Origin of the sequence: Sinorhizobium sp. B11 (genome assembly GCA_039725955.1) — a bacterium.
Lineage (GTDB): Bacteria > Pseudomonadota > Alphaproteobacteria > Rhizobiales > Rhizobiaceae > Rhizobium.
In genome coordinates this window covers 990264-1004317 of the sequence record CP091033.1, presented here as the reverse complement: position 1 = coordinate 1004317, position 14054 = coordinate 990264, and the positions used below count along the sequence as shown (strand labels likewise).

General features: G+C 55.6%; 6 protein-coding genes and 5 pseudogenes. 5 read left to right on the top strand and 6 right to left on the bottom strand.

Annotation, left to right across the window (positions count from 1 at the left end; translation table 11 throughout):
* Positions 1 to 27: 27 nt before the first annotated feature.
* From LVY75_04555 to LVY75_04535, 5 genes and pseudogenes are all read right to left on the bottom strand, one after another.
* Positions 28 to 1120: pseudogene (locus tag LVY75_04555) on the bottom strand (carbohydrate porin).
* 590 nt (positions 1121 to 1710) lie between these two features.
* Entirely contained in the window at positions 1711 to 4836 is a 3126-nt protein-coding gene (locus LVY75_04550; protein XAZ21218.1) for an efflux RND transporter permease subunit, read from the bottom strand.
* 5 nt (positions 4837 to 4841) lie between these two features.
* Positions 4842 to 6035 carry an efflux RND transporter periplasmic adaptor subunit gene (locus LVY75_04545; protein ID XAZ21217.1) on the bottom strand — a complete coding sequence of 398 codons (1194 nt, stop codon included), beginning with the start codon at positions 6033 to 6035 and terminating at the stop codon, positions 4842 to 4844.
* 697 nt (positions 6036 to 6732) lie between these two features.
* Entirely contained in the window at positions 6733 to 7110 is a 378-nt protein-coding gene (locus tag LVY75_04540; protein XAZ21216.1) for a response regulator, read from the bottom strand.
* A 648-nt stretch (positions 7111 to 7758) separates the two neighbouring features.
* Positions 7759 to 7881, bottom strand: a pseudogene (locus tag LVY75_04535) (IS5/IS1182 family transposase).
* A gap of 7 nt (positions 7882 to 7888) precedes the next feature.
* On the opposite strand from LVY75_04535, the pseudogene LVY75_04530 reads away from it, so the two are divergent.
* From LVY75_04530 to LVY75_04520, 3 pseudogenes are all read left to right on the top strand, one after another.
* Positions 7889 to 8101: pseudogene (locus LVY75_04530) on the top strand (transposase).
* 60 nt (positions 8102 to 8161) lie between these two features.
* A pseudogene (locus LVY75_04525) lies at positions 8162 to 9352 on the top strand (IS3 family transposase).
* 8 nt (positions 9353 to 9360) lie between these two features.
* Positions 9361 to 9501: pseudogene (locus LVY75_04520) on the top strand (transposase).
* A gap of 75 nt (positions 9502 to 9576) precedes the next feature.
* Here the strand turns inward: LVY75_04520 and LVY75_04515 are convergent.
* Positions 9577 to 11190 (bottom strand): PAS domain S-box protein, encoded by a 1614-nt coding sequence (locus LVY75_04515; protein XAZ21215.1) that lies wholly within the window; start codon positions 11188 to 11190, stop codon positions 9577 to 9579.
* A 330-nt stretch (positions 11191 to 11520) separates the two neighbouring features.
* Here LVY75_04515 and LVY75_04510 point away from each other — a divergent pair, with 330 nt between their 5' ends.
* Together LVY75_04510 and LVY75_04505 are read left to right on the top strand one after the other, a co-directional pair.
* The gene (locus LVY75_04510) at positions 11521 to 13077 is read left to right on the top strand and encodes an ABC transporter substrate-binding protein (GenBank protein ID XAZ21327.1); all 1557 of its coding nucleotides are present in this window, start codon (positions 11521 to 11523) and stop codon (positions 13075 to 13077) included.
* 49 nt (positions 13078 to 13126) lie between these two features.
* Complete coding sequence (locus LVY75_04505) at positions 13127 to 14050, top strand: ABC transporter permease (protein ID XAZ21214.1); 924 nt, start codon at positions 13127 to 13129, stop codon at positions 14048 to 14050.
* The last annotated feature ends 4 nt before the right edge of the window (positions 14051 to 14054 follow it).

Below are 14054 nucleotides of genomic sequence, written 5' to 3'. Positions count from 1 at the left end.
CCGGGCAGACATCGCTCAGATATGTGCTCAAAACGTAGACACTGCCCGGAAGCCAAAGATAGCCGCATTCTTTATCCGCGCGCCGGGTTTGTCGGGATCGGCTGCATTGCCGCCGGGACGGATGACATATTGGAAGAATGGCTGCGCCGTCATCCATGGCGTGACGGCCGCCTGATAGGTGGCTTCGATGACGGCTTCGGAACTCGGCACCGGCTGAGATGTCCCGTTGAAGGCATTTTTCGGCCTTTACCTGATCCGACATGCCCGAGCTCATGCTGGCATAGGCGAAGCTGATCCCTGCGGTATCGTCGTCGCGACCCGGCAGAAGCCCCTTATAGGCAAGGCCCATATCGAAATACCAGTTCATGCTGTTGCGCTCCTGCTGCGGCGCCACGGCAATCCGGAAAAATCCGTTGAGCCCGTTGTCCGAACTTCCCGGCTCCTGCCAGAGCGTCTGGTCGACGACGGCATAGACCGCGAAATTGCCCGAGAGCCGGCGCGGGCTGCCGCTCGAGAGCGGATCGGCGAGCGAGACGCCGTTCGATGCGGTGGTCAGGCTGTCGAATTCTTCGGAATTGTACCAGGCGCCGATCTTGTAGGTGCCGGGCAGGCCGGTCCCGCCCTTTGCGGGCATATAGGCATAACCTGCCTCGGCGATCGCCAGGACGCCGTCGCCCAGCGGAAATCCCAGTCCATTGGCATTACCGTCGGGGTCGGACCCGGTCGGGCTGCCATTGAAGACGGCGGCCTGCAGCGTCCAGGCATCGTCAGGCTTGACGATGATCTGGGCGCCGGGAACGGCGAAAGGATAGGCCGGCCCGCCTCCGGGAAGATCGGCGGCAAAGATGCCTGGCCATCCGAAGGTGGAGTTGACGAAAAGGCTCGCGGTATTGCTGATCGCGAAACTCTGGTCCGCCAGGATCTGACCGAGCTTGATCGTCACCTTATCGTCCATCAGGCTCTGCGAGAGATAGAATTCCCCGAGCCGGAAGCCGGGATCGGCTTCCACCGAGGTGACCGTCAGGAGATTGCCGATATCCTTGCCGGACAGGCCCTGGCCCTGGATCGCATAGCCGGAAACATGGATGGCGCCGCCGGTCCAGCCGATCAGCCGGTCCATGTCGAAATCGCCCTGCAGCTGGAAAACACCGTCATAGGCCGTCCCGCGTTTCAGGCCGCCCGGGACATTGCCGAGCACGTCACTGGTCTGGGACATCGTGAAGGTGACGCCCTGGTCGCGCAGCCAGTTGCGGTAGCCGTGCCAGTCGCCGGTCAGTGTCGTATCGGCGTAGGAGGGCGGTGCCGCATCGTCTGCCCGTGCCCCGGCGCCATGGGCGGCGATCGCAAGTGCAAGAACGGCGCCGGGTAGCATTTTCATTTTCATCTCTTTCTCATTGAAGACTCAGATCTTGAGAGGAAGAGCTCGTCATCGCAGAGTTCTCCAGCTCACGTCACGTATGGCGATCACGTAAAGTGCGAAGTGGCCCACCATTCGTGGCTTGGCGTCGTACGCACACGATGGTTGGAACGAATTGCGCAGAATAGCAATCCGCTGGTCTCTTGATCACTTCCGACTTGGACCAAGACATCTCGTCACCTTCATTTCGTCGTAATGCCAAAGCATCCACCCGCAGATGCTTTGGGCCCCGTCGGCGGCAAAAGGCTGTGGCAGATGAGGCACGGCCGACGATATGTGCGATTGACAAGACGCTATGCCACGTCTCGCCCCGAATCCGCGGGCGCACCACTGGTGGTCGCAGGTTTCCGACGAATGAAGTAACCACTAAGCTTCTCCAGATAGAGATACACCACGGGCGTTGTATAGAGCGTCATGATCTGACTGATGATCAAGCCACCGACGATCGAATAGCCGAGGGGCTGACGAAGCTCAGACCCTGTACCATGCCCTAACATCAGCGGGACACCAGCGAGCAGCGCGGCAGCCGTCGTCATAATAATTGGCCGAAATCGGAGCAGACAGGCCTCACGGATCGCTTCCAAAGGAGCTAGCCCAGATTGTCGGCGAGCCTTGATCGCGAAGTCTACGATCATGATGCCGTTCTTCTTTACGATACCCATTAGGAGGATCACGCCTATGAGAGCGATCACCGTAAAGTCGAAGCCGAAGGCCCATAGCATCACCAGCGCCCCAAGGCCGGCTGAGGGGAGCGTTGAAAGAATGGTCAATGGATGGAAGTAGCTCTCGTACAGCACGCCGAGTATAAGGTAGATCACACCGACCGCCGCGAGGACTAGCATAGGCTCGGTTGCCAGTGAGGACTGATAGGCCTGGGCGTTACCCTGGAACGTGCCTGTTAGTGTGGGCGGCTTGCCCATTTCGTTTTCGGCTTTGGTTATAGCGGCTACCGCCTCGCTTAGCGCAGTTCCCTTAGAAAGATTGAATGACAACGTCACCGATGGAAACTGGCTCTGGTGGTTGACCGCAAGAACTGCTGTCGGCTCAGTAGTTTTTCTTACCAACAGGTCCAGAGGGACCTGATCTCCGGTCAGCGGGGATCGAATGTAAAGGTCGTCGATCTGCATCGGCGAGGTCTGAAACTGCGGGGCGACCTCCAACACCACGTGGTAGCTATTCAAGTCCGTGAAGTACTGGGTGATCTGACGTTGTCCGAACGCGTCGTACAACGTGTTGTCAATCATCTGCGGCGCAATGCCGAACCGCGACGCCTGATCACGATCGATAGTCAACGTAACGGTCGTTCCGCCGTTCTGTTGATCCGTTGCAACGTCTGCAAGCTCCGGCAGGGTCTTGAACTTTCCTAAAAGACGGTTCGCCCACTCATCCAGTTCGTCGGCGTTTCCATCCTGCAAGGTATACTGGAATTGAGTGGCGGAACTCCGGCCGCCAACGTTGATATCCTGCGCAGCTTGCAGGAACAACTGTGCACCTTCCAGCTTCGCGAGCTTTGGTCTGAGGCGTTCGATTATCCCGGTCGCCGAGGCGTCACGCTGCTCGAGTGGTTTTAATGTAATAAACATTTTGCTCATGTTCACGGTCGACCCGGATCCGCCGCCGACTTGCATGCCAATGCTTGCGACGCCAGGGTCCGCTTGGACTATTCTGCCAGCCTCGACCTGAAGATCTGACATTTTCCGGAATGAGATATCCTGGGAGGCTTCTAAAACCCCTGTGATCAAGCCCGTGTCTTGAATGGGGAAAAAGCCTTTTGGAATATTTACGAAGACGAGACCCGTCACGCCGAGCGACAAGAGGAATATCGCTAGCGTGACGCGATGATGGCGCAACGCGACGTCCAACGTCCGCTCATATCCCGCCAAAAGAGCGTCGAAAACTCGTTCGGAGAACATGTAGAGTCTGCCGTGCCCAGCCTTCTCCTCCGACCTAAGAAAGCGCGAGCCCATCATGGGCGTGATCGTCAGGGATACGATCGCCGACACGACAATGGTCATGGTGACCGTGATTGCAAACTCTCTAAACAGCTCGCCTACTATGCCCCCCATCAGCAATAGCGGTATAAACACGGCTACAAGCGAGATGCTGATTGATATGATGGTGAAGCCGATTTCCGCGGCGCCGTCGATGGAAGCTTGGATTGGCGTTTTTCCCATCTCCATGTGGCGGTGGATGTTCTCGACCATGACGATTGCATCGTCTACCACGAAGCCAACAGCTATGCTGAGACCCATGAGGGAGAGATTATCGAGACTGAATCCGGCCAAATACATGAGCGACAGCGTTGCCATCAAGGTCAGCGGGACCGTGACACTGGGTATGACGGTTGCCCAGAAGTTTCGAAGGAACATGAATATCACCATCACAACCAGTGCGATCGTAATGAGCAACGTCTTTTCGACGTCAAGGACAGACGCTCTGATCGTCAATGTCCGATCGCTTAGGATGGAAAGGTGAACAGCAGCGGGCGCTATGGCCTGGAGCCGAGGAAGCACGGTCTTGATGTTGTCCACGGTATCGATGACATTGGCGCCTGGCAGTTTGAATATGGCTAGCAGGATTGCTCGTCTGCCGTTCGCCCAACCCGCAATCTGGGTGTTCTCGGCTCCGTCTACAGCTCTTCCAATATCGCGGATGCGCACTGGCGAACCGTTCTTGTACGTGACGATCGCATCATTCCATGGTGCCGCCTGTAAAAGCTGATCGTTGTCGTAGATGGTGTAGGTGCGTTCCGCTCCCTGGACGCTGCCTTTAGGAGCGTCGCTGGTCAGTGTGCTAACAGCACTGCGAACATCCTCTAGTGAGATTCCTAGCTCGGCTATCTTTAGAGGCTCGATCTGAAGCCGAACCGCCGGTTTCTGTTGCCCGAATACCAGGACCTGTGAGACGCCTGAAAGTTGGCTTATATGTTGGGCGAGCACGCTCTCCGAGAAATCGTCCACCTGAGTGAGGGGCATGGTGTCAGAGGTCAGTGCCAGGATCAACACCGGCGGATCGGCGGGATTTACCTTGCGGTAGGTGGGTGGGGAAGGCAGGCCGCTGGGCAGTTGACCTCCTGCGGCGTTGATCGCGGTCTGGACGTCTTGAGCCGCGTTGTCCACATTGCGTGACAAATCGAACTGAAGTGTGATCGAGCTGCTTCCAAGGGTGCTCGTTGACGTCATCTGGGTCACCCCCGCGATCTGCCCGAATTGGCGCTCCAACGGCTGGGTAACAGACGAGGAGATGGTCTTTGGATCCGCGCCGGGGAGCTGCGTCGAAACCTGAATCGTCGGAAAGTCGACTTGCGGCAACGGTGCGACCGGCAGAAGCGGGTATGCGACCACTCCAACAGCGACGAGTGCCACCATGAGCAGAGAGGTGGCGATCGGTCGGCGGATGAACCAATCAGATATCGACATGGTCGCTACTCCGTCTTCGCGGTCGCGTCGGTGGACGTGTCGGCGTCGTGTGTGGACACGACCGTTCCTTCGTCCAACCGGTACTGGCCCTGTGTCACAACGTCTTCGGAAACGGTCAATCCGGTCTCGATAACCGCGCGTCCATCAGCGATGGGACCAGGTTTGACTTTGCGGATCGATGCGGTGCCGTCCTTAGCTACGACGTAGACAAAGTAGCCGTCCGGTCCTCGTTTCAGGGCAGCCGAGGGCACCGTCAGCGCTTGAACTATTGTTTTTACGAGGATGCGAAGGTTCACAAATTGCCCCGGCCAAAGTGCGCCATCCGCATTTGGGAAAGTGGATTTGACGCGCACAGTGCCAGTGCTCTGATCGATTTCGTTGTCGATCAGCAAAAGTGTTCCGCTGGCGAGCTTCGCCGACAAGTCGCCAGTCATTGCGTCTACCGGCACAGCACCGGCTTTCATTGCAGCTAGAAGCATCCCCAAGTCGTTTTCACGTAAAGTCGACACCACCGATATTGGCTGCGTCTGCGTGATCGTCACGATCCCGGAAGTATCCGCTGCGTGAACCTGGTTTCCCTCGTCTATTAATCTGATGCCCGTTCTGCCGTCGATTGGCGACCGGATATTCGTATAGGAGAGCGAGACCTCGGCAGCTTCCTTGGCCGCCCGGTCCTGAGCCAGTTGAGCAGTTAGTTGATTGACTTGGCTTTGCTGCGCCTCCAAAGCCTCGTCCGTTGTGATGCCCTGTTTCGAAAGTTTTTGGTCCTTGGCTAAGAGATATTGGGCATTCGCGAGATCGGCTTCGTCTTGCTGGATCTTAGCTGACGCTTGATTGACAGCAGCTTGGTAGGGCCGAGGATCGATGACTGCAAGGAGATCGCCTTTCTTGACCTCTCGGCCCTCTGTGAATAGGACCTGCTGCAGCTCGCCATCCACTCGTGTTTTGATCGAGACTGTGTAAAGCGCCTGCACAGTGCCCAGACCGTCGAGATAGACCAGAAAGTCTTCTATGTGGGGTTTGACGGTGCTAACGGGCACACCGTCGGCCCCGGCGTCTTCGCTCCAGGACTTATCCGCAAAAAGCGATGCGAGAAGAACTACGCCGCAAACGACGGCGACCAAGCCAACGATGCCAATCTTTAGCGCCGGCGACGGACCTTTTCGTGCGGCTGAATCTCGATCTTGGTGCTTGGTCATTGCTTTTACTCCGCTGCTTTCATTGGACACGGGTAGGCCTTCGCGCGAAGACGCGGGAAAAGCTGAACTATTTGTCGGAAGAGTTTTGTTGGTATGACTGCTCTTATCGTCAGCACCCCGGCCACCGGTTGAGGTGCGACAGCCTCTCCTCGCTTAGAACACCATACCCCCGTCGAACAGCGCGCGCATCTATCCGCAAGGGTGGTATGCCGCGGCGATCCTTTGGCGCATTCGATCCTACGCCTTTGGTGTGATATCGGCTAACGAGTTCCAATCCGCATATTGACCTTCAAGAGAGGTGAAGGCTCGCAACGAACTGTCGAGCTTGTAAGCGCCGTTGTGGCGTCCGGGTCGAGCTTGGTCGACTAGCGCAGAGCGACTTTTTTGCAGTGACCGCGGCGTCCTTCTAGGCGCAATGGAAGTGGCCGATGCTCGCGCATAACAGCAGTGTAATCTACGAGACTAAGCAGGGGAGATTTGCGACAGTCCTTAGTGAATGGCCTGAGTTCGCTGAGGAGCTTGGTGCATTCCTCAAGGCGAGCGGAGGTCGGGCATACGATCCTTGGCGTCGCGGCAGAAGTGCCTCATTCTGTCGCGCACATCCTCGAATCCCAGAATTTCCCCTCCCCTGGTTCAGCGTCTATGTCCCAATGAACAAACGCGGGATAAGTACCGTTCGCGAGCTAGCGAGACCGAATTACGATCGGCTTCTGGTGGCGCTTTCAACGGACGCCAGCAGCGTCGCGGCATCAAATGGTTTATGTAGCAGACCGTGATGCTCAAACCGGTCAGCCCGATCTTGATCGTTAATGCCATTTCGGGCGGTCATGAAAATTACGGGAAGGGTGGGGTCCGTGAGTCTCAAACGTCGACAAAGCTCAAAGCCATCCATGTCGGGCATCCCAAGGTCTGTTATAAGGCAGTCGCAAGCTTGCCCGCCGCTGTCGAGGAGTGACTGCCCCGAGGAATGGAGAACCACAAGGTAACCCTTTGACTCTAGTAGTTCCCGAAGGGCTTCTAGGATACGCATGTCGTCATCGACAACCGTAATCACGTATCCCAACCAACCACTCATGAAAGCCTCCTTGCTTCGTCCTGCGAAGCCAGACGGTGTTGAAGAGTTTGATAGCTGAAGTGCGGTATCATCCGTCGAAGGATCGGAACCGAAAGTGCGCTCGCCGCGACGCGCAAGTTCTTCATCCAGAAGTGTCCATGGTGCGCGTCAAGCGGAAAGACCCATCCCATCCCAAGGCTGTTAGGGGCAAAGTATGTTGCAGAGACTTTTGTGAATTTGCCGAGGTAAACTGTAAGGTCGCGCATCAAGACCTCGGAGGATAACCTTGGCAGCGCGACCGGAGGTCTACAGTGTCCAGCACCACTTTCTCGGGACGGATTGACGACGATAGGGGTTGAAACCCGAGGTCTCGCCTTTCTCCGGTGGCCCATCTTGCTGCCTTTTTGCTACCGGCCGCCGGTCTCGAAGTTGAATGGAATCCGAATGTAAGTATAACATCGCAGTGAGGATGCTCGATATAATGGGTTTGTGTTATATTCCGTCGGTGCGCAGCCGGGATATGACATGAGTTATCCCTTAAAGTTTCTGCTTCGCTCGGGAACCAACCAGTTGGTGCCCGAGGATCCGACAATCGATCTGACATCGCAAGTTTGTGGGCGCGTGGGGCGCTGGAAGGCCGAACTTGGATGCAACGGCTGAAAACCTGGACTAGGCCGTTGACTCGTTTTGACGAAGTGTGATGCGAATGCAAGCTAGCTTGGTAATTACGAGAAACGTCATTCCCAGCTTGTCGTATCAACTTGAGACCCGTCTGTAGTATTTGAGCTTGTTCCCGACACCGGCACAGTACCGCGTCATCGTCACGCGCCGCCCCAAGTATGCGTGCCGTGCCTGCACAGACGCGTCGTTCAGGCATCGGCTCCGGCACGGCTGATCCTGGCGGGCTTGCCGACGGAAGCGACAGTGGCCCATGTTGGTCTCCAAATATGCCGATCATCTTCCGCTTTACCGTCAGGCCCAGATCATGAGCCGTCAGGGCATCGATCTTGACCTTGCCCCGTTGAAATAATCCATTTTGAAGTAAGCTCTGGCCCATTGAGAGGACCAGGGAATGAAGCGCAAGCGTTTTACAGACGAACAGATCATCGGCATTCTGAAGGAGCACGAGGCGGGCACGCCAGTCGCGGAGCTTTGCCGCAAGCACGGCGTCAGCGATGCCAGTATTTATAAGTGGAAAGCCAAGTTCGGCGGCATGGACGTGTCCGAGGCCAAGCGGTTGAAGACCCTGGAGGACGAGAACACGAAGCTGAAGCGGCTCCTGGCGGATGCCATGCTCGACAATGCTGCTTTGAAAGACCTTTTGGGAAAGAAGTGGTGACGCCCGCAGCAAAGCGGAACGCTGTCAAGCATCTGATGAGCCACCATCAGATGATGTGAACGGCGGGCGTGTAAAGCCATCGGCGTTTGCCGGATGACGATCCGTTATGAAACGAGCCGCAGCGACGATCATGACCTTCGCGAGCGAATGAAGGCGTTGGCGCATGGACGTCGCCGCTTCGGATATCGACGCATTCACGTGCTGCTCAGGCGCGAGGGCCACATTGTGAACCACAAGAGGCTCTTCCGGCTCTATCGGGAAGAGAAGCTGACGGTGCGCAAGCGCGGCGGTCGCAAGCGAGCGATTGGCACGCGAGCACCGATGCTTGTCCCGATGGCAGCCAATGATCGTTGGTCGCTGGACTTCGTATCGGATCAACTCACCGACGGTCGCAGGTTCCGGGTGCTGACGGTCGTCGACGATTGCACCAGGGAATGCCTGGCACTCGTCGCCGATACATCACTTTCCGGTCTGCGGGTTGCACGCGAGCTTGACCGGATCATCGAGGGGCGTGGCAAGCCAAAGATGATCGTCAGCGACAATGGCAGCGAGTTCACCAGCAATGCGATCCTGAATTGGACGGATCGGACCAAGGTGGAATGGCACTACATCGCGCCGGGCAAGCCGATCCAGAACGCCTTCATCGAAAGCTTCAATGGGCGGCTGCGAGACGAGTTCTTGAATGAAACTCTCTTCTCGTCACTGACCCAAGCTCGATCAGCGCTTTCAAACTGGCGCAGCGATTACAACGATCACCGACCGCATTCCGGCCTCGGCTGGATGACACCTGCCGAGTTCGCTCAGACAATCAACCCGCGACGTGATGCGGTGCTGCGCAGCCGAAATGGCTCCGCACCGCAACCCGCCGCTACCGCCCCGAATACAGCAACCCAAAACCGTTGGAGCGAACTCAAAACTGGATAAAACTTGGGGGCAAGGTCAATCTCGACCGCTCCACGCTTGCCTACTGGGTCGGCCGGTCAGCGTTCGAATTGCGTCCCGTCTTCTATGCGCCGATTGCCTACCTGAAGCGCTCGACCAAGCTCTTCATGGACGAGACCCGCGCTCCGGTTTGCATGTGCTTCGTTTGGTACTTACAGCTGACCGCGCATAATCGCCTTGCCCCCGTTTATGGGTTCACGACCTAACTATTCCACTGGGAGTTCAAAAGCGAAGATCGCCCCTCGATTGGGACGCGTTCTTGCCCACAGGCGGCCGTTGTGGGCGTCCACAATGGACCGACAAATAGATAGTCCCATGCCCATCCCATCGTTTTTGGTCGTAAAGAACGGCTCAAAGACCTGATGTGAGTCGCCGAGGCCGACTCCGTTGTCTGCGATTTCAACCACCACAGCGTTTCCGGCCTGACTGGAGGAGATATCCAGAGTCATCGGCTCTGAACCGTTTGCGAACATAGCCTCAACCCCGTTGCGAGCGATATTGAATACCACCTGCTGAACCTGAATTCGATCCGCGAATACTGAGGGAACTCCTACGTCAAGATTTGTGACGACCACAAGACCTCTACCGCCGTATTTTTTTCGCATCAGATCCACGACGTCTTCTATCACTTCATTGATATTGATATGTCCCTTGTGCGGCACCTTCTGCGCGAACAGTTCTCGTACCCGCCTTACGACGTCAGCCGCTTCTTTGGCGTCGCGAACTATCCTGTCAGCGCTGGTTATTGCTCGTTCCAGGTTGGGCGGCGCTGCCGTGAGCCATAGCTGACAGGCTTCACTGTTAGTCACCACCGCTGAGAGAGGTTGATTGACCTCATGGGCAATAGAGGCAGCAAGCTCAGCTAAACCCGCAAACGCCGAGGCCTGCGCTAGCTTTTCTTGAGCTTGTTGCAGATCCTCTAACATCTTGATTTCATCATCAATGTCGCTGTGAAGACCATACCACCTAACGACATTTCCTTCCGCGTCGAAAGCCGGGTTAATTCGGATCCGAAACCAACGATAAACTCCATCGTGCCGCAACAAACGGACCGGACGGTCGATGGGAACTCCGCTTTTTATATTTTCCCACCCCTCCGAAACATACCCCTCCAGATCGTCAGGATGAACGAACCTCGTGAACCCCATTCCATTCAGTTCGTGATAGGAATGTCCATAGAATGTCTCCGCAATTTGATTGCAGTAATCGTGAATTCCGTTGGCGTCGGCCGTGGAGATCTGTCCGGGGATGTGGTCAAGAATAGCTCTGAGGTTCTCTTCGCTGCTACGCAGTGCTTCCTCGGCGGCCTTCAGGTCACTGATGTCGATAAAGGTCCCCCACGTCCAATCATTTGCCCCATCGGTATCGCGAACTTTCTGCACCACCGACCGGAACCAGTGATGGCGGCCATCCCGGTCAATGAAGCGGTGGGTGCCGGGCTTTCCCAAGCCGCCATTCTGCGTCCAAAGATCGAAGGTCTTCTGTCGGTCTTCAGGGTGTATTGATGATGACGGGACCATGAGCGAGCCGTCCGGTATACATAAAAACTCTCGCATTTGAGAGTTCATACTGCTGATATGCCCGTCAGCTTCTGCCGTCCATGCAAGACCAGGAATAGTTTCTATGAAATCTTGCCTGCCCTTGGCCATATGCGTCCTTTGCCGGATTGGCCGGAAGTGCAAGCTCAGGACCACGACTGTGCCGACAAGTGCGGCGCCGAAATTAAGCATGCCGAAAGACCGTTGCGCTAAGAGCGGAGCCCAAAACGCGATCAACAATAAGGCCACGAAAATGACAGGTATCAGGCTCTTCCGGCCCATCACGCATCTTAGCAAGTCACCCAACCCGCATGGACTACCACACTAACGCCGCGCAAGGCTTGAGACGATATCATCGGAAACGTTGCGGAGATATAACAGATTGTCGCTATAGCCCAGCACCTGTAGGTAACACATTAAGTACCGCCAATACGGATCGACCAATTGCGTTCTTTCGGCGAGTCGACCAAAGGTCGTCGCAGGAGCCACCATAAGTTGCTTGTCGTGGCAGCCCTTAGATTTTATTTTTATCACTTTTGTGGCCCAGTTCTAGCGGAAGAAGCTATCGCAGGCTGGGAAGGGTAAAAGTCCGCGAGGGAGTTGCTATTGACGGTGCCACCTACAATCGGAATGGGCCTTTGTTCGCGAGTGGTCCTGGTTCTTTTTGCGCTTTCTCTTGGTGCTTCGGCTATCGGACAGGCGAATGCCACCGATTTGGTGATCGCCCGGCCATTTGACGCCGACAGTCTCGACCCTCAACGGGTTGGCGCAACATATTCACTCCAGATTACCAATCTGATTTTCGATACTCTGCTGACGATGGACAGGGATGGCTCTATTCATCCCGGACTGGCCAGTGGCTGGAGAAGTTCCGATGACGGCAAGTCCTACAGTTTCGAAATACGTGACGGGGTGAAATGTCACGACGGCACTATTTTTGATGCTCGTGCCGCGAAGGCAAGTCTTGACCGAGCACTTGACCCTTCAACACTTAATCCCAATCGGCCTCTCTGGGGACCCATCACCAGCAGCGCGGTTGATGGGAATGTATTGAAGATTTCGCTTTCAGAGCGCTATGTCCCATTCCTCGCTTTTCTTAGCGGTATGCAAGCGGTTTTTGTATGTCCGTCGTCATTCACCGACAAGGAGTTTAAACCCGTCGGCACCGGACCGTTTAAGTTCCACGAATGGACCAGGAATGACAGCATCGAACTCGAAGCAAATGGCGACTACAAGAACGCGAACCCCCTTGTTTCGAATTCGGGCAAACCGCACATCGATAAGCTGATCTTCAAGGTTATACCGGAAGCCGTTTCTCGAATGGCTGCCCTTCGCTCCGGCGAGGTGGACATGGCAGAACCTTCATTGCAGGAGGCTAAGGAGCTCGTCGAGGATAGCAGCTTCAAAGTTTACGTCTCTGAGCTTTCGGGGCAACAGACGTTCGCGTCCTTCACCTGGAAGATTAAACCCTTCGACGATGCTAACATTCGCAGGGCCATCGGGATGGCATTGAATCGGCAAGCCTATGCAGACGTCGCCTTTGAGGGGCTCGCAAAGCTTGGTACTTGCCCTGTCGCTCCCAATTTGTTCGCCACTGACCAAGTGCTTTGCGCCGCTTGGGGCGTGGCCTACAATCCCGAAGGTGCCAAGAAACTCTTGGCGGCAGCCGGGTATACTCCCGAGGAGCCCCTGAAAGTAAAGCTTGTGGTTTATAAAGGGGAGGGATGGGACCTGATGCATCAGATCATGCAGCAAGACCTGGCCGCTGTGGGGGTGCAAGCGGAGATTGAAGCGTGGGATGTCGCTTCGTTCTACAGTCACATCGCGGATGTAAATACAAGGACCGATGGGACGCCCAGTATTTTGAGCCTCGGAATGTCAGGGGTTGACCCAGACTATCTCTATTTTCTTTGGAGGCGCCCTGGAGCATCCAATCTCGGATTGAACGCGGATCTTGATCTCTTGCTTGAAGACCAGCGGAAGCTCTCCGGCGCAGAACGCGCGAGCAAGTTGCATGAAGTTCACAAGTACTTGCTGACGAACGCATATGCGGTTCCCCTTGTTACGCCTGGATGGGGCTGGCTAATGGCGTCTAGTCCAAGGGTTCATGACTTTAAAATGGGGTATATGGTTTCGTTTCTGTTCAATGATGTCACAATATCAGAATAGGCAAACGCTATCTACTTTTGATCGCAAAATTCAAGCAGAATGAGATCCCATGACGCGTCTTATTCTTCGTAAAACTTTTTTGGCGATTATCACAATCTTAGCCATCATCGTTCTTACAGGCTTTCTGTTACATCTTGTTCCTGGTGATCCCGTGACTGCCCTAGCAGCGTTGGGCGCGTCCTCAAACCCACAGGTCATGGCGGAAATGCGCTCTCGTTTGGGTTTGGACCTTCCCGTCTGGCAGCAGGTCGGGCTCTACGTCTGGAATGTCCTTCACGCAGATCTCGGCAAAACTATAAGGGGCGATGAACCTGTCTTAAATGTTTTGCTATCGCGTCTGCCAAGCACACTCATCCTCGCAGTATCAGGCCTGGGCATGGCGCTTTTGGTAGGAATTCCCGTGGGCGTCTTCTCGGCTGTGAAGCGCGGCAGCGTCGCTGATGCAGTGTTGACGATGATAATGGTATTTGGTGCGTCGTTGCCGGCCTTCTGGACCGGCCTTCTTCTGGTCCAAGTGTTTTCGCTCAAGCTTGGCTGGCTACCAGTGGCAGGGACCGGGTGGCGAAATCTTTTGCTGCCTGCGCTGACGCTGGGTCTGGCTTACTGTACACTCGTGTCTCGTGTGACCCGGTCCGCAATCGTTGAGGTTCTTGGGAAAGACTATGTTAGAACCGCACGTGCGCGAGGCCTTAGAGAACATCAAGTGCTATTGGTCCATGCGCTTCGGCCGGCATTGCTCAGTATCGCCACAGTGGGTGGCTTGATTTTTGCGCATCTTCTAGGCGGTCAGATAGTCGTAGAGAATGTATTTGCGTGGAACGGTATTGGACGCGTTGCTGTTCAAGCAATGCTAGCAAGAGATTATCCTCTCATTCAGGGTTTCATTATTGTTTTTTCAACATCTATCGTAATTTTATCAACAGTGTTGGACGTGCTTTACGCTGCCCTCGATCCCCGCATCAGAAGAATATGACAGA

What these genes read in the sequence shown, in the direction of transcription:
- LVY75_04545 (XAZ21217.1), bottom strand. Translation starts at nt 6,035, where the DNA reads ATGACCAAGCACCAAGATCGAGATTCAGCCGCACGAAAAGGTCCGTCG.
- LVY75_04515 (XAZ21215.1), bottom strand. Translation starts at nt 11,190, where the DNA reads ATGGGCCGGAAGAGCCTGATACCTGTCATTTTCGTGGCCTTATTGTTG.
- LVY75_04505 (XAZ21214.1), top strand. Translation starts at nt 13,127, where the DNA reads ATGACGCGTCTTATTCTTCGTAAAACTTTTTTGGCGATTATCACAATC.
- LVY75_04540 (XAZ21216.1), bottom strand. Translation starts at nt 7,110, where the DNA reads ATGAGTGGTTGGTTGGGATACGTGATTACGGTTGTCGATGACGACATG.
- LVY75_04550 (XAZ21218.1), bottom strand. Translation starts at nt 4,836, where the DNA reads ATGTCGATATCTGATTGGTTCATCCGCCGACCGATCGCCACCTCTCTG.